At 58.3% G+C, this 19,409-nt stretch carries 19 protein-coding genes and 1 tRNA gene; 8 read left to right on the top strand and 12 right to left on the bottom strand.

Translation table 11 applies throughout. The features are described from left to right. Positions 1-5 precede the first annotated feature (5 nt). Together argF and EYC79_RS04085 are read right to left on the bottom strand one after the other, a co-directional pair. Positions 6-917, bottom strand: coding sequence for an ornithine carbamoyltransferase (argF, locus tag EYC79_RS04090; protein ID WP_062427038.1), 912 nt, complete (start codon positions 915-917; stop codon positions 6-8). Positions 918-973: 56 nt separating this feature from the next. Further along, complete coding sequence (locus EYC79_RS04085; RefSeq protein WP_130977220.1) at positions 974-2,182, bottom strand: aspartate aminotransferase family protein; 1,209 nt, start codon at positions 2,180-2,182, stop codon at positions 974-976. A 452-nt stretch (positions 2,183-2,634) separates the two neighbouring features. Here EYC79_RS04085 and EYC79_RS04075 point away from each other — a divergent pair, with 452 nt between their 5' ends. Both EYC79_RS04075 and EYC79_RS04070 read left to right on the top strand, forming a co-directional pair. Then, complete coding sequence (locus EYC79_RS04075; protein ID WP_062427040.1) at positions 2,635-3,171, top strand: GcrA family cell cycle regulator; 537 nt, start codon at positions 2,635-2,637, stop codon at positions 3,169-3,171. A 121-nt stretch (positions 3,172-3,292) separates the two neighbouring features. Continuing rightward, entirely contained in the window at positions 3,293-3,760 is a 468-nt protein-coding gene (locus tag EYC79_RS04070; RefSeq protein WP_130977219.1) for a hypothetical protein, read from the top strand. Between the two features lie 83 nt (positions 3,761-3,843). Here EYC79_RS04070 and phoB read toward each other — a convergent pair whose 3' ends face one another. The 7 genes from phoB to phoR form a co-directional block, all read right to left on the bottom strand. Then, positions 3,844-4,527: a phosphate regulon transcriptional regulator PhoB gene (gene phoB, locus EYC79_RS04065; RefSeq protein WP_027676016.1), complete on the bottom strand. Its 684-nt coding sequence runs from the start codon at positions 4,525-4,527 to the stop codon at positions 3,844-3,846. A 22-nt stretch (positions 4,528-4,549) separates the two neighbouring features. Continuing rightward, positions 4,550-5,266 carry a phosphate signaling complex protein PhoU gene (phoU, locus tag EYC79_RS04060; protein WP_130977218.1) on the bottom strand — a complete coding sequence of 239 codons (717 nt, stop codon included), beginning with the start codon at positions 5,264-5,266 and terminating at the stop codon, positions 4,550-4,552. A 91-nt stretch (positions 5,267-5,357) separates the two neighbouring features. Continuing rightward, positions 5,358-6,173, bottom strand: a complete 816-nt coding sequence (pstB, locus tag EYC79_RS04055; protein WP_062427043.1) for a phosphate ABC transporter ATP-binding protein PstB — start codon at positions 6,171-6,173, stop codon at positions 5,358-5,360. Positions 6,174-6,244: 71 nt separating this feature from the next. Further along, on the bottom strand, positions 6,245-7,567 hold the full coding sequence (pstA, locus tag EYC79_RS04050) for a phosphate ABC transporter permease PstA (RefSeq protein ID WP_062445555.1): 1,323 nt from the start codon (positions 7,565-7,567) through the stop codon (positions 6,245-6,247). Beyond that, positions 7,564-9,048, bottom strand: coding sequence for a phosphate ABC transporter permease subunit PstC (gene pstC / locus EYC79_RS04045; protein WP_113225626.1), 1,485 nt, complete (start codon positions 9,046-9,048; stop codon positions 7,564-7,566). Before pstC ends, pstA begins: the two co-directional genes overlap by 4 nt. A 265-nt stretch (positions 9,049-9,313) precedes the next feature. Beyond that, positions 9,314-10,348, bottom strand: a complete 1,035-nt coding sequence (locus EYC79_RS04040) for a substrate-binding domain-containing protein (protein WP_062445559.1) — start codon at positions 10,346-10,348, stop codon at positions 9,314-9,316. A 216-nt stretch (positions 10,349-10,564) separates the two neighbouring features. After that, positions 10,565-11,833, bottom strand: coding sequence for a phosphate regulon sensor histidine kinase PhoR (gene phoR, locus EYC79_RS04035; RefSeq protein WP_130977359.1), 1,269 nt, complete (start codon positions 11,831-11,833; stop codon positions 10,565-10,567). A gap of 215 nt (positions 11,834-12,048) precedes the next feature. Here phoR and ppk2 point away from each other — a divergent pair, with 215 nt between their 5' ends. Next, entirely contained in the window at positions 12,049-12,930 is an 882-nt protein-coding gene (gene ppk2, locus EYC79_RS04030) for a polyphosphate kinase 2 (protein WP_130977217.1), read from the top strand. A gap of 103 nt (positions 12,931-13,033) precedes the next feature. Here ppk2 and EYC79_RS04025 read toward each other — a convergent pair whose 3' ends face one another. Beyond that, entirely contained in the window at positions 13,034-14,248 is a 1,215-nt protein-coding gene (locus tag EYC79_RS04025; protein WP_130977216.1) for a hypothetical protein, read from the bottom strand. A gap of 308 nt (positions 14,249-14,556) precedes the next feature. Between EYC79_RS04025 and EYC79_RS04020 the strand changes: the two genes are divergently transcribed. The 4 genes from EYC79_RS04020 to EYC79_RS04005 all read left to right on the top strand — a co-directional run bounded on the left by EYC79_RS04020 (position 14,557) and on the right by EYC79_RS04005 (position 18,231). Then, entirely contained in the window at positions 14,557-15,516 is a 960-nt protein-coding gene (locus EYC79_RS04020; RefSeq protein ID WP_130977215.1) for an NAD(P)H-dependent flavin oxidoreductase, read from the top strand. 123 nt (positions 15,517-15,639) lie between these two features. Further along, positions 15,640-15,715: transfer RNA gene (locus EYC79_RS04015), tRNA-Thr, on the top strand. A 1,423-nt stretch (positions 15,716-17,138) separates the two neighbouring features. Further along, a complete protein-coding gene (locus tag EYC79_RS04010; RefSeq protein ID WP_245495183.1) occupies positions 17,139-17,651 on the top strand; it encodes a hypothetical protein in 513 nt (170 codons plus the stop codon). A gap of 271 nt (positions 17,652-17,922) precedes the next feature. Then, positions 17,923-18,231, top strand: a complete 309-nt coding sequence (locus EYC79_RS04005) for a hypothetical protein (RefSeq protein WP_130977214.1) — start codon at positions 17,923-17,925, stop codon at positions 18,229-18,231. Between the two features lie 93 nt (positions 18,232-18,324). On the opposite strand, the gene EYC79_RS04000 is transcribed toward EYC79_RS04005, so the two are convergent. Beyond that, a complete protein-coding gene (locus EYC79_RS04000) occupies positions 18,325-18,507 on the bottom strand; it encodes a hypothetical protein (RefSeq protein WP_062427051.1) in 183 nt (60 codons plus the stop codon). Positions 18,508-18,782: 275 nt separating this feature from the next. On the opposite strand from EYC79_RS04000, the gene EYC79_RS03995 reads away from it, so the two are divergent. Continuing rightward, positions 18,783-18,941: a YqaE/Pmp3 family membrane protein gene (locus EYC79_RS03995; RefSeq protein ID WP_082447281.1), complete on the top strand. Its 159-nt coding sequence runs from the start codon at positions 18,783-18,785 to the stop codon at positions 18,939-18,941. Positions 18,942-18,991: 50 nt separating this feature from the next. On the opposite strand, the gene EYC79_RS03990 is transcribed toward EYC79_RS03995, so the two are convergent. Continuing rightward, positions 18,992-19,390: a DUF2177 family protein gene (locus EYC79_RS03990; protein WP_062427052.1), complete on the bottom strand. Its 399-nt coding sequence runs from the start codon at positions 19,388-19,390 to the stop codon at positions 18,992-18,994. Positions 19,391-19,409 lie beyond the last annotated feature (19 nt).

The following is a 19,409-nucleotide window of genomic DNA, read 5'->3' as shown; positions in this document are numbered from 1 at the left end:
TGCTGTCAGATAACGCCCATGCACCAGGCGATCACGGCCTTTTGCGCGTGCAGGCGGTTTTCCGCCTCATCGAAGACCACCGACTGCGGACCGTCGATCACCGCATCGGTGACTTCCTCGCCGCGATGCGCGGGCAGGCAATGCATGAAGAGCGCCTCGTTGTTGGCCTTCTTCATCAGCGCTTCATTCACCTGATAGGGCTGGAAGATATTGTGGCCGCGCGCCTTGTGCTCCTGGTTCATGGAAACCCAGGTGTCGGTGACGATGCAGTCCGAACCGGCGACAGCACGTTCGGCATCATGGCAGAGCATGATCTCGCCGCCATTGTTGCGGGCCCAGTTGAGGTACTTGTCGAGCGGCTCCGAACCCATGGGCACGGCCATGTTCATCTTGTAGCCGAAGCGGGCGGAGCCCTCGACCAGCGAATGCAGCACATTGTTGCCGTCACCCGTCCAGGCGATGGTCTTGCCCTTCACCGGGCCGCGATGCTCTTCGAAGGTCATGATATCGGCCATGATCTGGCACGGGTGCGTCTCGTCCGTCAGGCCGTTGATGACCGGAACAGTGGCGTGCTCGGCAAGTTCCAGCAGGCGAGAATGATCGGTGGTGCGGATCATGATGGCGTCAACGTAGCGCGACAGGACCTTGGCGGTATCGCCAATGGTTTCAGCGCGGCCGAGCTGCATTTCGGTGCCGGAGAGAAACAGCGTTTCACCGCCAAGCTGGCGCATGCCGACATCGAAGGACACGCGTGTGCGCGTCGACGGCTTTTCGAAGATCATCGCCAGCATCTTGCCAGCAAGCGGCTTTTCCGCCGTTCCGTTCTTCGTTGCGATCTTTCGGCTCTTGGCGTCTTCCAGAATGAGCCGCAGGTCTTCCGAGCCGACGGCCGAAAGATCGAGGAAATGCTTTGCCATTTTAATTCAGTCCCATCAATGCGGGCCACCCTTTACGCCGGCCCTGATACGCCTCGTCAGGCGCTCTTTGCCAGTTTGGTGGTGAGTGCTTCGGCAGCCTTCTCGATGCGCGCAAGCCCATCACGCGCTTCTTCTGCCGTAACCACGAGCGGCGGCAGCAGGCGGATCACGTTATCGCCTGCCGGAACGCCAAGAAGATGCTCCGCCCGCATGGCCTGGAGCAGATCGCCGGATGGAACCCGCGCCTTGATGCCGAGCAGCAAACCTTCGCCACGGATTTCCTCGATCACGTCCGGATAACGGTCCTTCAGCGACGCCAGTCCCTGGCGGAAGATCAGCGCGACATCGCGTACATGCTCGATAAAGCCATCGGCCAGAATGATATCCAGCACGGCGTTGCCAGCCGCCATGGCCAGCGGATTGCCGCCATAGGTCGTGCCGTGCGAGCCTGCCGTCATGCCGGAAGCGGCTTCTGCCGTTGCAAGGCATGCCCCAAAGGGGAAGCCACCGCCAATGCCCTTGGCAACGGCCATGATGTCGGGCGTGACGCCCGAGCGCTCATGGGCGAAGAACTTGCCGGTACGGCCAACGCCGGTCTGTACTTCGTCGAAGATCAAAAGCAGGCCGTGCTCTTCGCAGAGCGCCCTAAGCGTGCGCAGGAACTCGGGCTGAACGACACGGATACCGCCTTCGCCCTGGATCGGCTCGATCAGAAGGGCAGCCGTTTCCGGAACGATCGCCGCCTTCAGCGCTTCGAGATCGCCGAATGGCACTTGGTCGAAGCCTTCCACCTTGGGGCCGAAGCCCTCGAGATATTTGGCCTGGCCGCCAGCCGCGATGGTGGCGAGTGTGCGGCCATGGAATGCACCTTCGAAGGTGATGATGCGGAATTTTTCCGGATGGCCGTGCGTGTACTGATAACGGCGTGCCGTCTTGATGGCGCATTCCAGCGCCTCCGCACCGGAGTTGGTGAAGAACACTTTGTCGGCGAATGTTGCATCCGTCAGCCGCTTTGCCAGCACTTCCTGACCGGCGACCTCATAGAGGTTGGACAGGTGCCAGACCTTCTCGACCTGTGCCTTGAGGGATTCAACCATATGGGGATGGCTATGGCCGACCGAGGTCACCGCGACGCCCGCACCGAAATCGAGATATCGCTCGCCGCTTTCCGTGATCAGCCAAACGCCCTCGCCTCGTTCGAAGCGCAGGGGGGCTCTGGAAAACGTATCGAACAACGGCCCGGATTTGGGGGCAGTTTCGGCCATGGCGACATCACTCCTTACGTCAAGTCGGGACAGACGACTGTCAATAGGGCTCGCGGGTTATCCCTGCCCTGAAAATCAAAAATGCCGCCTCGCGGCGGCCTGCATGCTGTCTTCATTGCGAGAGCACTATTGTCACTTCCCCGCCTAATGTCAACAAATCTCGGCACTTCCGGGCAGTTACAAGCCTTGGTAGGTGCTTGCCGCGCAGGCCCGAGGTGTTGCCTTTCTGACTCACAGGGGAAGCAAGTTGGGGAAAACCGGAAAATCGATTCCAGATGATTCCCGCGACTCTTGTCACGGAGTCAACCGACGATTAGGTTAACCGTCAATTACTAGACTGCAATGCGGCGGAACTAGTCACCTACAATCTGGCGAATGGCCTGCGCGTGGTTCACTCCATGGCATAGTAGGTGGATTCTGCCCGAAAACAACGCGACGAGCGGAGAAGCGGCATGAACTGGACGGACGAACGAGTAGAAAAGCTCAAGAGATTATGGTCCGAAGGGCTTAGCGCAAGCCAGATCGCAGCACAACTAGGCGGTGTGAGCCGCAATGCCGTCATCGGCAAGGTTCACCGCCTCAACCTGCCAGGTCGCGCGAAGGCCGGCGGTACCGTCGCCACATCGCGTCCTGCGCCCAAGCGTCCCGCAGCAGCGCCGCGTCCGGCAAGCTATGCGGCTCCAGCCCGCGCTGCGACCAGCCGTCCAGCACCGGCCCGTAGCTCTGGTGCCCTCGCCTTCAAGGAAGACATGGACATCGACACGGTCGAGCCCATGGAATATGTCCGCTCTTCCAACAATGTTGTTATCCCGATCTCGCGTCGCCTGACGCTGACGGAACTGACCGAGCGTACCTGCAAGTGGCCGGTTGGCGACCCGCTCAAGGACGACTTCCATTTCTGCGGCTGCGAAGCGTCTGAAGCCTCGCCCTACTGCAAGTTCCACGCGAAGATGGCCTACCAGCCGGTCAGCGAACGCCGCAAGGCGTAAGGGTCTGTCTCAGAACCAATTCAGAAAGCGGGCTTCGGTCCGCTTTTTTTATTGGCTGGCTTCCCTCTTTCCCAAATAATCCAAACTTGCCTGCAGCAATAATCGCGCCCAGACTATCATCATGGACGCGATCGACACACTGCACGACTATATCTCGGCGCTATCGGCTAGGGCCGTCGACACGCCCTTCCCGCCAATCCCGCGCAGCACCCGTGGCGACGGAACCGTTTACGTCGAATGGCGACGCGGCAGCTACTGGCTGATCTGCGAAGAGCGCGGAGAGGAATATTGGCGTCGGGAAGCCACGGACATGGACGATGCCGCCTTCCAGTTGATGTCGATCGTGACGGGAGAAGTGGTGCGCGATCGCGAGCTTGCGGTTCGGGAAAAAGCGAGCCGCCAGTCGACCGGCCTGGGCGACTATTCGCGCTGGAACTGGATGTACCAGGAGATCGAACTGATGAGCGCGATCAAGGAGAGCTATGGCGCTCGAACCAGAGCCAATTATGCCGACGTGCTGACGCGCAGCCCGTTGTCGAAGGACGAGATAGACGCTGCGCGATATCCCATTCCATCAACATTGATCTGACGCCGGGAAGCCACGGGCCACCCTCTCTGACGCAACGAGAATAGGAGCGCTTGTACCTTCAAGCAAAGCGCTCCCGAAGCCGATCAGGCTTCCATGGAATAGCCAGCGCCGCGAACGGTGCGAATGACATCCTGCATGCTCGAGAAATTCAGTGCCTTACGCAGGCGACCGACATGGACGTCCACCGTGCGCTCATCCACATAGATATCATGACCCCAGACACCATCGAGAAGCTGGGAACGGGAAAACACACGACCGGGCGAGGTCATGAGGAATTCCAGCAGGCGGAATTCGGTCGGCCCGAGACGGACTTCGCGGCTCTTGCGATGGACGCGGTGCGTCTCACGGTCGAGCTCGATATCGCCGCATTTCAGCACCGAGGACAGAACCTCCGGCTTGGCGCGGCGCAGCATCGCCTTGACTCGCGCCATCAGTTCCGGCGTGGAGAAGGGCTTCACGACATAGTCGTCCGCACCCGTCGCCAGGCCGCGAACCCGTTCGCTTTCCTCGCCGCGCGCCGTCAGCATGATGATCGGCAGACGTTCGGTTTCCGGACGCATGCGCAGGCGACGGCAAAGCTCGATGCCGGAGACGCCCGGCAACATCCAGTCGAGGATCAAAAGATCCGGCGTGCGCTCCTGTAGGCGAATCTCCGCCTCGTCGCCACGCGGAATGGTGTCCACGTCATAGCCTTCGGATTCGAGATTGTAACGGAGGAGGACGCTCAGCGCCTCCTCATCTTCGACAACGGCGATTTTTGGCACCATGGCTCCAGATCCTATCTGTCGCTTACTCGGTCACAGCGCCGAGCGTGTTGGAACTATCGTCCTTCGGACGCTCACCTTCCGGCTGGCTGCCAGTGGTCATGTAGTAGATGGTCTCGGCGATGTTGGTGGCGTGGTCACCAACGCGCTCGATGTTCTTGGCACAGAACAGAAGATGCGTGCAGGTGGTGATGTTGCGCGGATCTTCCATCATGTAGGTCAAAAGCTCGCGGAAGAGCGAGGTGTACATGGCGTCGATTTCCTCGTCGCGCTCGCGGATGGCCTGGGCCTTTTCCGCTGACCGCGTGGAGTAGACGTCCAGCACTTCCTTCAACTGCACCAGGGCCAGTTCCGACAGATGCTCAAGGCCACGCGCCAGTTTGCGCGGAACGCCGGTGCCGGCAACAGCGATGACGCGCTTGGCGGTGTTCTTGCCCAGATCGCCGACGCGCTCCAGGTCTGCGGCAATGCGCAGCGAACCGATGATTTCGCGAAGGTCTGCTGCCATCGGCTGGCGCTTGGCAATGGTGACGATCGCCTTGTCGCCGATCTCGCGCTCAGCGTGATCGAGGATCGTATCGTCCGAGATGACCTTTTGTGCCAGGACCGCATCAGAATTGACGAGCGCGCGCACGGCATCGGCGCACATCTGCTCGGCCAGGCCGCCCATTTCGGCGATCCGGCGGCTGAGGAACTTCAGCTCCTCATCATAGGCGGACATGATGTGGGAATGTGTCGACATGTTCGTAGTCTCCAGTTTCGAAACGCCCTGTCGCAAGCCTTTTTAGTGGCTCAAGCGACAGGCGCGGTGGGATGCGCAAGCAAGAGCAGGATCAGCCGAAACGACCCATGATATAGTCCTGGGTACGCTGGTCATCCGGGTTGGTGAACATCTTGTCCGTATCGTTCTCCTCAACCAAGTGGCCGAGGTGGAACATGGCGGTACGCTGCGAAACGCGAGCGGCCTGCTGCATCGAGTGCGTCACGATGACGATGGTGTAGTTGGCACGAAGCTCGTGGATCAACTCTTCCACCTTGGCGGTCGCAATCGGGTCAAGCGCCGAGCATGGCTCGTCCATGAGAATGACTTCCGGCGAAACGGCGATGGCACGTGCGATGCACAGGCGCTGCTGCTGGCCGCCGGAAAGACCCGTGCCGGATTCTTGCAGGCGGTCCTTTGCTTCGTTCCAGAGTCCTGCCTTCTGCAGGGCGGACTCGACGATCTGGTCCATATCCGCCTTGTTGCGAGCAAGACCGTGGATGCGCGGGCCGTAGGCGATGTTCTCGTAGATCGACTTCGGGAATGGGTTCGGCTTCTGAAACACCATGCCGACGCGAGCGCGAAGCTCGACGACATCGATGGCGGAATCGTAGATATCCTCACCGTCGAGCGTAATCTCGCCGGTCACGCGGCAGCCATCGATCGTGTCGTTCATGCGGTTCAGCGTGCGCAGAAAGGTGGATTTGCCACAGCCCGAGGGGCCGATGAGAGCCGTCACCGTGTTTTCGCGAACGTTGAGCTTCACATCGTAAAGGGCGCGCTTCTCGCCGTAATATACGGAGACGTCCTTGCCGATCATCTTATAGGAAACTTCATTCATTTTCTTGTCCAGCGCCTTTTCAACTGCTGCTTCCGACAACATGTTCATTGTTCCGTTCTCCCTTGCTTCCTATCGCATTTCCGAGCAGAAAACCGGTATCCACATTTCCTCGAAATGCTTTACCAGCGCCGTTCGAAGCGGCGACGCAGCAGGATTGCGCCCACATTCATCACCAGGAGGAACATAAGCAGGATGATGATAGCGCCAGATGTTCTTTCGACAAAGGCGCGTTCGGCTTCGTTCGCCCACATGTAGATCTGAACCGGCAGGGCCGTTGCGGGATCAAGTGGGGTCGTCGGGTAATTCGCCACGAAGGCCACCATGCCGATGAGAAGGAGCGGCGCGGTTTCGCCAAGCGCGTGTGCAAGGCCGATGATGGTGCCGGTCAGGATGCCGGGCATGGCAAGCGGCAGCACGTGATGGAAGATGGTCTGCATCTTCGAGGCACCGAGACCGAGCGCTGCGGCGCGGATCGAAGGCGGCACTGCTTTCAAGGCAGCGCGCGTTGCGATGATGATGGTCGGCAGCGTCATCAGCGTCAGCACCAGACCACCGACCAGCGAGGCCGAGCGCGGAAGGCCCATGAAGTTGATGAAGACCGAGAGACCAAGCAAACCGTAGACGATGGATGGCACCGCTGCCAGGTTGTTGATGTTCACCTCGATGAGGTCCGTCAGGCGATTCTTCGGTGCGAACTCTTCCAGGTAGATGGAGGCGGCAACCCCGATCGGCAGCGACAGCACGAGCACGATCAGCATCATGTAAAAGGAGCCAATCAGTGCAACGCCGACACCGGAGGCCTCAGGACGGCTGGATGCCCCATTGAAGAAGATGCCGGTGTTGAACTTCTTTTCCAGCGCACCCTTGCCAACCAGTTCATTCATCCAGCCAACCTGCTGGTCGGAGATGCGGCGGTTCTGCTCCTCGCCCGACATATCGACCTGGCCCTTGAAGGCGCTATCGACATCGCCGGATGCCAGGAGCGACACGGTCCGCGTCGTGCCGATGACGTTTGGATCAGAGGTGACGATGTCGCGAAGCTGTGTGCGGACACTGTCAGAAATCAGCGCGTTGACGGCGCGCAGCGCCGTGCGATCCTCCAGCGAAACGCCGAGCACCTTGGCAAGCGAGTTGCGGGCGACGACCGGGTAGTTGGCCGTCATCAGCTTAGACGGGTTCTGTGCGCGCACATTGTCCGGATCGATGATCTGCTGCGAAAACTCGACCGGGATCGTGATCATCGTCTGCTGAAAGGCCGTATAGCCCTTGCCGATGACGGACCAGAGAAGCAGGAAGAGAAACAGCAGGCCGAAGGAGATCGCGGCGACACCATAGGCGCGGAAGCGGCGCTCTGCAGCGTAACGGCGTTTGATGCCGATATCGCGACGGACCTTCTTCGTTGCGGCAGGGGCGGAGATGCCCGGAGTAACGACGTCGGTCATTCATACTGCTCCCGGTATTTGCGCACGATGTAGAGCGCGTAGATATTGAGGCAAAGCGTGATGGCAAAGAGCGTGATGCCAAGCGCGAAGGCAACAAGCGTCTGCGGCGAGGTAAACTCAAGGTCACCGGTCAGCTGGCTGACGATCTTGACGGTCACCGTCGTCATCGGCTCGAAGGGGTTGAGCTGCAGGCGCGCTGCAACACCGGCGGCCAGAACCACGATCATGGTTTCACCGATGGCGCGTGAAGCAGTCATCAGGATCGCGCCAACAATGCCCGGAAGCGCGGCCGGAAGGATGACCTTCTTGACCGTTTCGGAGCGCGTCGCGCCAAGACCAAGCGACCCGTCGCGAAGCGAGCGCGGCACCGCGGTGATAATGTCATCCGACAGCGAGGAGACGTATGGGATCAGCATGATGCCCATGACGAAGCCGGCGGTGATGACGCTCTGCGCCTGGATGAAGCTGGCATAGTCGCCCGTTGCCAGACCATTGATCTGGGCAGAGATGTCGCGCAGGAACGGACCCACCGTCGTCAGCGCAAAGAAGCCGTAGACGATGGTCGGGATACCGGCGAGCACTTCCAGCAGCGGTTTGGCAATCGAGCGCAAACGGGGGCTTGCATATTCGGCCATATAGATCGCCGAGAACAGACCGACCGGTACCGCGACCAGCATGGCGACGAAGCCAATATAGAGCGTACCCGCCAAGAGCGGAATGAGGCCGAACTGACCGGAGCTGTCTGTCGAACCAGCCGCAGCAAAACGCGGATCCCACACCGTGCCGAAGAAGAACTGATGCGCCGGAACCATCCGGAAAAATTGCGTGGCTTCCGTCAGCATCGACATAACGATGCCGATCGTGGTCAAGATCGCGATCGACGATGCAAGAACGAGCGCGCCGAGGATGACCTTTTCCACCTTATTACGGGCACGAAAGCGCGGTGCCAGGCCGCGGAGCGCCCGGAAGGCCCCAGCGATGGCCGTGGCAAGCACTACGAATACCATGGCGATACGGCTGACTGCCGACATGTTATTGAGCTTTTCTGCGGACTCGATCATGAAGGGCTGCGGATCGCCGGCGATGGCCACACCTTTAGAGGCGAGGACCGCGCGTGCCGTCGCGGGATCGGCTTTCAGCGCGTCATATTCCTGCGGCGAAACCTGGGTAAGGCCGCGGGCAATGGAAACGACCATGCCATAGGTGAGGCTCTGCTGGGCTTCCGGCTGTGCCTTGATGTCATCCGGGAAGCTTTCATGCACCGCGGAGTTGACGATGATCGGGCTGATGATCAGCCACGCCGCCAGGATCAGCGCGGAAGGAATAAGTGCCCAGATGAGGACGTAGGAACCGTGATAGCCCGAACGGGAATGCATGCTGGAGGGGCGTCCGCCCGCAAGCGCCATGGCCCGACGTTTGCCAAGCACGTAGCTGGAGACGCCGATCAGCGCCAATATCAGCAGAAGGATGGATATGTTCATGGAGAGTTTCCTCGGCGCGCCACGCGGCACGATGCGGCATCATTTCACCAAGAGCGCAGCACCGACGGCTGATCACCGCACGATACCGGATCTGTATTCAGTTCACGCATTCCGGGTTGATACATCATATTTATCGGCGGGGTCGTCTTACGATAAATAGGAACTGTCAACCCTTCGAGATGTCGCAAGGCCCGACAAACCGACTTTGCCAACAGGAAGGGTTGAGAAAGCGCAGCGTTTCAGCGCTGCGCTTTCTCGAGCTTTATTACATGGTCTTGCCGGATTCGAACTGAGCGCGGATTTCCTTGCGCTCTGCTTCTGGGGCAGCAACCAGACCGTAGTTGGCGAGCGGAGAGTCAGGGCCGATCATCTCGTCAGAGGTGAAGAACTCGACATATTCCTTCAGGCCAGGGATCACGCCGAGGTGAGCCTTCTTGACGTAGAAGAACAGCGGACGCGAGACAGGGTACTTGCCGGAAGCAACGGTTTCCGTGGACGGAACAACGCCACCGACGGTCGCAACCTTCAGCTTGTCCTTGTTGTTGTCGTAGAAAGCGAGGCCGAAGACGCCGACGCCGGACTTGTTGGCATCGATACGAGCGAGCGTCTCGGTGTAGTCGCCGTCGATATCGACAGCCTTGCCGTCCTTACGGATGGCAACACACTTGGCAGCAGCCTGCTTGGCGTCGGAAACCAGACCCTTGATCACGTCCGTCGCGCCGGCTTCCTTGCAGCCGTCAGCCATGATCTTCTCTTCGAAGACTTCGCGCGTGCCGTGCTTGGAGCCAGGGATGTAGGCAGCGATCTCTACGTCAGGCAGTTCCTTGTTGATTTCGGACCACTTGGTGTAGGGGTTGGCAACCAGCTTGCCATCCTTGACGACTTCAGCGGCGAGAGCGAGGTACAGATCCTTCGGCTCGAACTTGACGTCCTTGTTGGACTTGTCCATGGCGAAGACGATACCGTCGTAACCGATCTTCACTTCCTGAACGTCAGCAACGCCAGCGGACTTGCAGGCTGCCAGCTCGTCAGCCTTGATCTTGCGCGATGCATTGGCAATGTCGATCGTGCCTTCGCCCACGCCGGAGCAGAATGCCTTCAGACCACCGCCCGTGCCGCCGGACTCAACAACCGGTGCCTTGAAGTTCGGGAAAGCTTCGGCGAAGCTTTCAGCAACGATCTTTGCGTAAGGCAGAACCGTGGAGGAACCAGCAACCTGGATCTGGTCGCGAGCAGAAGCGGCACCCGCGAAGGCAACGGACGCCACCAGAGCTGCTGCAGACAATTTAAAGAAGTTCATTATGACTCTCCCGTCGTGGGGCCCTTTTTCGGGCTTTCGTGAACTGTGCCGGCAAGAGGCTTGATCCTTAAGCCCGTCTGGGCTGTCCCGGCGGCCTCTTCATAACCAGTCTTGCCACACCCTTTTATGTCACTTCGGTGAAAGATTTGTGACACGTTAAATTATTGATTTAATATGACATTTTAAAAGGCAGGCGAAAACGACCTCGCTTCTGTGTCAAAACCTCACAGTAAAGTCCGTTCCGACTCCAATTTCGGAGCGGATAATGAGCCGGGCGCGGTGGCGGGTCAGAATATGCTTAACGATGGCAAGGCCAAGACCGGTGCCTTTTTTTGAGCGGCTGTCTGCGACACTGACGCGGTAGAACCGCTCGGTGAGGCGTGGAACGTGCTCGGCAGGAATACCCGGACCCTTGTCCACGACACTGACTTCGACGGGCTTGCCTGCGTCCGCACGCAAAAACACATCGACGGCCCTGCCATCCTGACCATATTTGCAGGCGTTTTCGACAAGGTTCTGGAACACCTGCACCAACTCGTCCCGGTCACCATTCACCTCTACGGGTCTTTCCGGCATGTGCAGCTTGATCTCGACATCCAGATCGCCAGCCAGCGGCAGCAGTGAATCCCGCACATGGCCAAGAAGCGGCACGAGATCGACTGTCTGATCCGGCGCGATATTGGCACGGAGCTCAAGCCTCGACAGCGACATCAGGTCATCGACCAGGCGGCTCATTCGGGTTGCCTGATCGAGCATGATGCCGAGAAAGCGCTCTTGCGCCTTCGGGTCGTTGCGTGCCGGTCCCTGCATGGTTTCGATGAAGCCGCGCAGGGAGGCGAGCGGCGTTCTCAGCTCGTGGCTGGCATTGGCGACGAAATCGCTGCGCATGCGGTCGATCCGACGCAGATCGGAGATGTCGCGGAAGGACAAGATGTAAAAGGGCGCGCCCGACGTCTGCGGCATGTCGGCAGGTGCAATACGGACAATGAAGACGCGTTCGGATGGCAACCGCTCGGAATGCTCCACCTGGTTCGGCTGACCGGTGGCGATGGTTTCGCGAATAACGTCGAGCAGGCCCGGCGAGCGCAGCCTCCCGGAGATATGGGAACCAACCGGGAGAGTACCGAAGGCGCGTTCGGCGGCGGCGTTTTCGAAGAGCACACCGGCGTCCTGGTCAAGGATGAAAACGGGCGTATCGAGAACGGCAATGCCGGCTCGCACGCCTGCGATCAACCCTTGATCAACCGCGCCCAGAGGCTGCGCTTCCACCTTGGGTTTCTTCTCGTCCTTCTTGATGACATTGGATGGCGCGACGAAGAGGATGGCAAGGACGGCGGCAAGCCACAATGCGACGACGACGTAAGGTGAACGCCATTCGACAAGCGCCAAGCCTGCCAGCATCGTGACGACGAAAAGCGCAAGCCAGTTTCTCCGCATGCGGCGCATCTGTTTAAACAACGCACCCTCCCCGTCCATCGCTGCCATTGCCATCGCGAATCTTGTCCATTCGTCTCGCTCCCGATCCGACCGTCATAATCGCCTTTCATGACAGAGATTCTTCGCCCTGTCCTTTTACAAGCCTTAGCCGGCAAAATTTATGTGGATGGGCTTCGATGCCGGAATCTCTTTGCTCTTGAATTCGTTGAGTGTCAGGCTGACCTTAAGAAGACAAAATGCCATAGGCTGAAAAGGGAGTGAGCATGAGCGAAACCGTCAAGGACAGATCCGTGACATTGACAATTGACGGCAAGGAGCGGGTCTTCAATATCGACGCTCCGGTGCTGCCCGACTGGGTCGAGGACAAGAAGCTGACATCCGGGGATTTTCCCTATGACAAGAAGCTCGGCCGGGAAGAATACGAGGCGGAGATTGAAGCGCTCCAGATCGAACTGGTGAAGGTGCAGTTCTGGCAGCAAACCACGGGCCAACGCATCATGGCGCTGTTCGAGGGCCGTGACGCTGCCGGAAAGGGCGGCTCGATTGCCGCCGTTCGCGAGTATCTCAACCCGCGCTATGCACGCGTGGTGGCGCTGACGAAGCCGACAGAAACCGAACGCGGCCAATGGTATTTCCAGCGCTACATCGCCCATTTCCCGACAGCGGGAGAGTTCGTGCTGTTCGACCGCTCATGGTATAACCGCGCCGGTGTCGAACCGGTCATGGGCTTCTGCACGCCGGAAGAGCACAAACGCTTCCTGAAAGAAGTACCGCGTTTGGAAAAAATGCTGGTGCATGAGGGCGTGAACCTTTTCAAGTTCTATCTGGATATCGGACGCGAGACCCAGCTAGAGCGCTTCCATGATCGGCGCCACAGCCCGCTGAAATCCTGGAAGCTTTCCGACATGGATATCGCCGCCCTGACCAAGTGGGACGACTACACCGCAGCGCGCGACGAGATGCTGGACAAGACCCATATAGACGACGCGCCGTGGACGGTGATCCGCGCCAATGACAAGCGCAGGCTGAGGCTCAACCTGATCCGCCATATTCTCACGTCGCTCAATTATGACGGCAAGGATGAGAGGGCGATCGGCAAGATCGATGAGAAGATTTTGGGAAGCGGACCGAAGTTTTTAAAATAGCTTGAGCGACGATCGTCGTCGCTCCGCTTTCAAGCCGAGGTGATTAGCACACCCAAGGAGAAGAGGCAGACCCACAGAGGCCTGCCTCTTTTCATTTCTGGTTTCACTGACCTGGCAGGATGCGAACCGAATAGAGGTTGATCGGGCGGGCGGTGCCATCGATATCGCTGTTGATGAAGATACGGCCAGGCGCATTCGGCGCCATGGTTCGATCGAAACTCACATTGATCAGCATATCCGCCCGCTCCTGCGTGGCAGTGAAGCGGTGGCGCGAGCAATCTCCAAGTGTGCCAAAGTCGCAGGAGACCGACACCTGACTCTGACCATTGCTGCCAGATTGCAGCGTGATGGAAATCGTCGAGGACTTGCCCGCCATCTCACGCAGCACCTCGGCCGGAACGGTGATTGCAATGTTGCCTGCGGCATCCGCCGACTGAGATGTGACGCGAACGGCCTTTCCGCCGCCGGTTGCCACGTTTTCCACCTTCGAAAGCGAACCGGGCTGGAGCCCCGCATTTCCGCGATCCGCGTTGAAAACCTCCTGCCAGGCGTCAGAGAAACCGCGGCCGGCGGCAAGCGTCGGTTCCTGGGTGCTCTGCTGACCGTCGAAATCTTCCGATTCCACCGAAGGCGGCGGGTTTGGCACGCTGGTGTCCCGCTGGGCCGGGCTCAGCAGTAAGCCGGAACTGTAGACCCACCAGCCACCAAGGCCGATGAAGGTTAAAAACGTAAACCAGATGAAAAGGCGTGTGATGATGCCCTTCTTGCGACGGCCCTTGGCCGCACGCTCCGGCTTGAAGGCAAGCGAAGAGGCCTCGAAGGACGGACCGGCCGCAGAGGTCATGCGGCCCAAGTCCTCGTCGGAGCGCTCGGCGCGAAAATCGCCCATCTCCGGCGGCTCAGATGCGGGCTCGCTGCGCGGTTCAGCGCGCACAGGCGCCTCGACAGGCATCGCGGCACCCTCATCCTCGTCTTCATGCCGCCACGCGGGCGCAACGGACGGTGCCGCGACAGCGGGAGCAGACTGCGCGACGGCAGGAGGCTCGACAACAGGCGGCGCGGCACGTTGCGTTTCCCGGCGCACATGATCCTCGACCACATCCAGCAGGCGGTTGCGCTCTTCCGTCTCGATGGCGTGAATGAGATTTTCCAGACGCTGACGCTGCTGCGCCACGACAGTCTGGTCATCTATGCCCTGCTTACGCAGACCGGCTTCCAAGGCCTGGCGCGACGATTGGTAGATGCGCGCGCGCACTTCGGCATTCGACCGATCCGATTTTTCCAGGGCATTTCTGATTGCCGTTTCCAGTCCGCTCACTCTCGGTCCTTCTTCCTCGCCATACGCGAAAGATCAACGCTTCGGCACCACGTTTACGATTCGGTAACGACTCGCGTCCCCAACCGCAAGCCACCTCACCCGCAAAGCGGAGATTGGCTTGGGGAAAACGTCGCCACTATGGCAGTTGGGCCATAAGGTTACCGGCAATCGCCGACACCAATCCTCACTGCACGTCCTGACCGCCTTACTGACTGTCTGCGCTTTTCGCTTTTCAACGGTGCTCACCTCGGCTAAATCTTACGTGCGCGTAAACGTAAATCGCCAAGTATCATTCCGTGGGAGGAACCATGCTACCGTCCATTCTCAAGGACAATCTCCGACTGCCGGTGATTGCCTCGCCGCTTTTCATCATTTCGCATCCGGAATTGACGCTGGCACAATGCAAGGCAGGCGTGGTGGGGGCATTCCCCGCTTTGAACGCACGCCCAGAGAGCCAGTTGGAAGAATGGCTGGCGATGATGACGGAAGAGCTTGCCGCGCACAACGCCGCCAACCCGGACCGCCCTGCCGCGCCTTTTGCCGTCAACCAGATCGTGCATATGTCCAACAAACGGCTGGAACATGATCTTGGGCTTTGCGTGAAATATAAGGTCCCGATCGTCATCTCGTCCTTGGGCGCTGTCCCGGAGGTCAACGCCGCGATCCACTCCTATGGCGGGATCGTGCTGCATGACGTGATCAACAATCGCCACGCCAACTCGGCGATCCGAAAGGGTGCGGATGGCCTGATTGCAGTTGCCACTGGTGCCGGTGGCCATGCGGGTACCCTGTCCCCCTTCGCGCTGGTTCAGGAAATCCGCGAATGGTTCGATGGCCCTCTGCTTCTAGCCGGCGCCATCGCCAATGGCGGCTCCATTCTGGCGGCCCAGGCCATGGGGGCGGACATGGCATACATCGGCTCACCCTTCATCGCCACCCGCGAAGCGCGCGCAACGGAAGCCTACAAGCAGGCGATCGTCGAGGCGCACGCCAATGACATCGTCTATTCCAACTACTTCACCGGCGTGCATGGCAACTATCTTAAAGCCTCGATCGTCGCGTCTGGTCTCGATCCCGACAATCTGCCCGTTGCCGATCCCTCGAAAATGGATTTCGCCGCCGCCTCTACCGGCGCCAAAGCCTGGAAGGACATCTGGGGCGCAGGGCAAGGTGTGGGTGCGGTGAAGGCCATCGAACCCGTCTCCGCACTCGTCGACCGGCTCGCGCAGGAGTACGCTGCAGCGAAGCAGCGCGTCTGCGCGTCATAGGCGAACAAGCTCGTCGCCAGCGGGAAATTTTCAACAAGCTGACATTCAGCGCTTGAAATCCTGCCCTAATGGCTGTATCAGCCCGCCATACGCCGCGCCGAGAGATCTTCGGCGCTTGCGCAGGCCGCTTTAGCTCAGTCGGTAGAGCACGTCATTCGTAATGACGGGGTCACGTGTTCGAGTCACGTAAGCGGCACCATTTTCCAATGAAAACGTCGTATTGTTAAGATGTTAGCCTGTTAGAACAATTCTCTATACACTTTCTGCGCATCTATAGCAGGTTGCTCTAAAGTTGTGATCACCTGGCTTAGGAATCGCCGCTCTAGCGCTATAATTTTAGTATTTCCTGATATACTCCGAACAAGTAATGGAATGGCCGAAGCCTTTCCAGATCTTTTGACGGGTATTGTCCATGCCACTGCTCACGTTGGGAGACAGCCACGCTCTTTTTTGCTATGCTGGCGTAGCGGACGCTCGAATCTATTAGCGTGGGCCTGTCACGATGCACCGGGTTGCCAGGGATGGCATAAGCTCGATCGTGCCGGGAAATTTTAAACCTTCGAGAGATGACGTTGTAGTGCTGTCATTTGGTGAGATTGATTGCAGGGCTCACATTCCAAAGATTGCCAGCGGCAGGCAGACCAGCACTAGAGCCGAAACTTTGGCTCTTTGCGACCGTTTCGAAAAGGCATTCGTTCAATTCGCAAAAAAGTACCCTGCACGCTTGGCAATCTCGTGTGTCATCCCTCCGTCGAAGGAGGTGCTTCTGACGGAATACTACCGAAGCGCTGACGAATGCTTTGAAGATGCAATTGCAATTCGGGACGTCATGAATGATCGATTATCGGGTATTGCCCCGTTGATCGATTTTCGAGACAGCTTCCGCTCGGATCGCGGCGGCCTACAACCCGAAATGTCCGATGGCTTAATGCACATTGACAGCCGGAAATCGCAGCCTGTTGTTGCCGCGCTCAATTCTGCAATGGGAACGGCCTACACGTCTATCGAACCTAAATGGCCACACCCTTTCCCAATGGCAATGCCGCCATATATCTCGCCACTCCGAAAGGCTCGGCGGAAGATCAAGAGGTATGTGCTTTCATCGTTGGGACTGAAGACTTACCCGCCCGACACCGAATAGGGCTAATCTTTTTGGGACTTCCGAAAGCTCAGCGCTGCTCCAATCGCACTCTTCGCTTTGGCACTCCTGGCACCGCGACAAATCTACTTTTGGCTGCTATCGCGCTCCTACACACTTGGTCGAGGTGTTCGGGGATGTCGTACAGTTTAATGTTTGTGCACCGTCGGTGTGCTTGTTCCTTCGCGCGTGCGCGTTGCTTGCACCACTTTCCACGAAGCGTTCAAAGCCAACCCGAAGTCGACCTTGTGCCGTACATTCCTGTAAAGCCGAGACCGACCTCGCTCCAGATGCGCGCTCCATCTATAGCCGCAAGCAGAGACTCGTTATTCGCTCTACGAGCCATTCGACTCGACAGTGATCTCAACTCATGAGCAAATAAGGCACCTTCATCCCCTCTCTATGGTAGAGCCATGAAAGCAATACTGTGCACAGCATTGTTCGCCGTCTCAAGTCCGCTCATCGCCCATTCGGAGACGATTCCGTGGAAGGAGGTCGCGGGCTGGATGGTGCCGACCCTTCTATGGGCAACGCCTGCTACGTTACAACGTCTTATGAGGACGGAACGGTACTCTGGCTTGGGTTTGAATTTTCAGACAACGACCGTCTGCTGTATTTTTCGTTGGGTAACACCAGGTGGAAATCTCTAGAGGACGGTAAAGAATATCCTGTCCGGATTCAATTTGATAGCGAAACGCCTTGGAATGCGAAGGCGTCGGCAATTAAGGTGGACTCGTTCATTCATCTCAAAGTCAACACGCGCGACGCAGATTTTGTCAGCGAGTTCAGCAAGAAGTTGGGGCTCAGAGCGTTCTACGCAGACAAGCAAATTGTATCTCTGCGACTTAGGGGTTCCTCAAAGGCGATTGATGAGATGCTTGCGTGTCAGCAGGCAACTGACAAGCTGGCGAATGCCCAACAGCCCGCGCCGAAAGACGAAGACCCATTCACCGCTTCGCCGTCTGTGAAGACATCCGACGATCCCTTTGAACTCTAAGGGCAAGCATCAGCGACAGCCGACGCTCACAAGGGCTTCAATGGTGAGTGCAAACGCATATTGGAACGTTTTAGGCGTCGGTCGTTAAATTGACGCCGGCATATTCCCGTCGATTGAGGCTGTTGCAATAACCGAGGCACGAAAGAGCGCTCGAACCTCTCCACCGCATCCCTTTCAACACAATCTCACGTTTTCGCGATGTGGATTTTCTGCCTCTCGTGCTTCTTCATCGCCTCGCCTATCTTAGTCTCTCAACACAAGAGGAGATTGAATGATCGACGAATTTGGCCCGTACGCGCAGATGGCGACGCTTGGAGAGCAGATGGCCAATCGGTACCAGATGGATGAGAACCTCGAGTTGGATCCTCACCTCGCCCATTACATGGAGGAGGTTGAGGTCAATATCGCAGCCGATAGCTTCAACCATGTGGGGTTCATGAACAAAATTCTCGTGCGATTGAAGTCCTCACCGGCAGCAGACGACGAGCCGCGGCGTCAGGAATTTCTACAGGCCGTCACCGTGGCGCTGCAGGAGCGCATTGATCACGCCTCTCGCGACGTTGCGCTCAGCGGAATTTGATCTTCGTCGATGCAGACCCATGGCCACAAGGAGGCTTTGCGTCCAGTCATGCTTTAACGCGAGCCAAGCGGTCAGATTGGCTTCTGACCGAGTTCAATTGGTCTGTTGATGTGGTGCTGTGCGGGGAATTAGAGACCCATCCTGGCCCTGTGGAGCGATACCCTGCGGGGCAATGTGGACGTTGCCGCGAAAAAGGGCGATGCTGAGGACAAGACCGATCAGGACGCAAAGGAGAGCGACGAAGATCAGTCCGGCTTTGTCTATCGGCTTTTTCATGGATCCTACCATAGGCGCTAATGTGGATATGGTGAGGCGATGAACACCCTTTCTTACCGTCCGACATATTTGGTTACCAAACCGTAAAGAGACAATACCATAGCCGTTTTATTGCAAAACTATTTTAGGGCGCGACCCTGCAGAAGTGCCTTGTGGCGGCAAGCGCGTCCGTAACGAATGGACGGACTGTATGCGCTCGGTGGAAACTGGCGTTGAACCAATTGGTGTCAAATCACGTTACTGGCCAGATAACAATGGACATGGGATTTTAGATCGTGGACGTCATTCGCATTTTGCTCGCCATCATCCTGCCGCCCGTCGGCGTTTTCCTGCAGGTGGGTCTCGGCCTTCAGTTCTGGCTGAACATCCTGCTCACACTGTGCGGCTATCTACCCGGCATCATCCATGCGATCTGGGTCATCCTGCGTAAGTGATCAATATCCACTTGCGGTAGGCGGCGCGGGCGCTGTTCATATAGACGAACTCACGCGAAAGCCTGCGTTGCCCAAGCTCCCGCTGCGGCGGCGAGGCCGGTGAGCAGTGTTCCCCAAATGATATCCACCACACACAGACGCCATGTCCAGCCCTTGAGGGTGGACAGGTTCGTCATGTCGTAGGTGCCATAGGCCAGGAAGCCGAAGATGGCACCGGAGAGTAGCGCTTCACCGATAGAGCCGCCTGTGAAGGACGGCGCGACGGCGAAGTAGACGATGCCTGCGATGTAGAAGAGATAGAAGACGCCTGCTGCTACGAAATTGGGTTTGGGCAGCATCAGTTGCCCGATTTCCCGCTTATAAAAGCCGACGGCGAGCTTTGAGAGCCAGACGAAATCCAGCCCGAAGAAGACGATAGCCGTTGCGACATAGGCGATGATCAGTTGCATACGGCAAACTTCCTTTTAT

Source organism: Agrobacterium cavarae (assembly GCF_004310285.1).
GTDB classification, from domain to species: domain Bacteria; phylum Pseudomonadota; class Alphaproteobacteria; order Rhizobiales; family Rhizobiaceae; genus Agrobacterium; species Agrobacterium cavarae.
The sequence above is the reverse complement of the archived record's forward strand: the minus strand, read 5'-3'. Positions and strand labels throughout refer to the sequence as shown.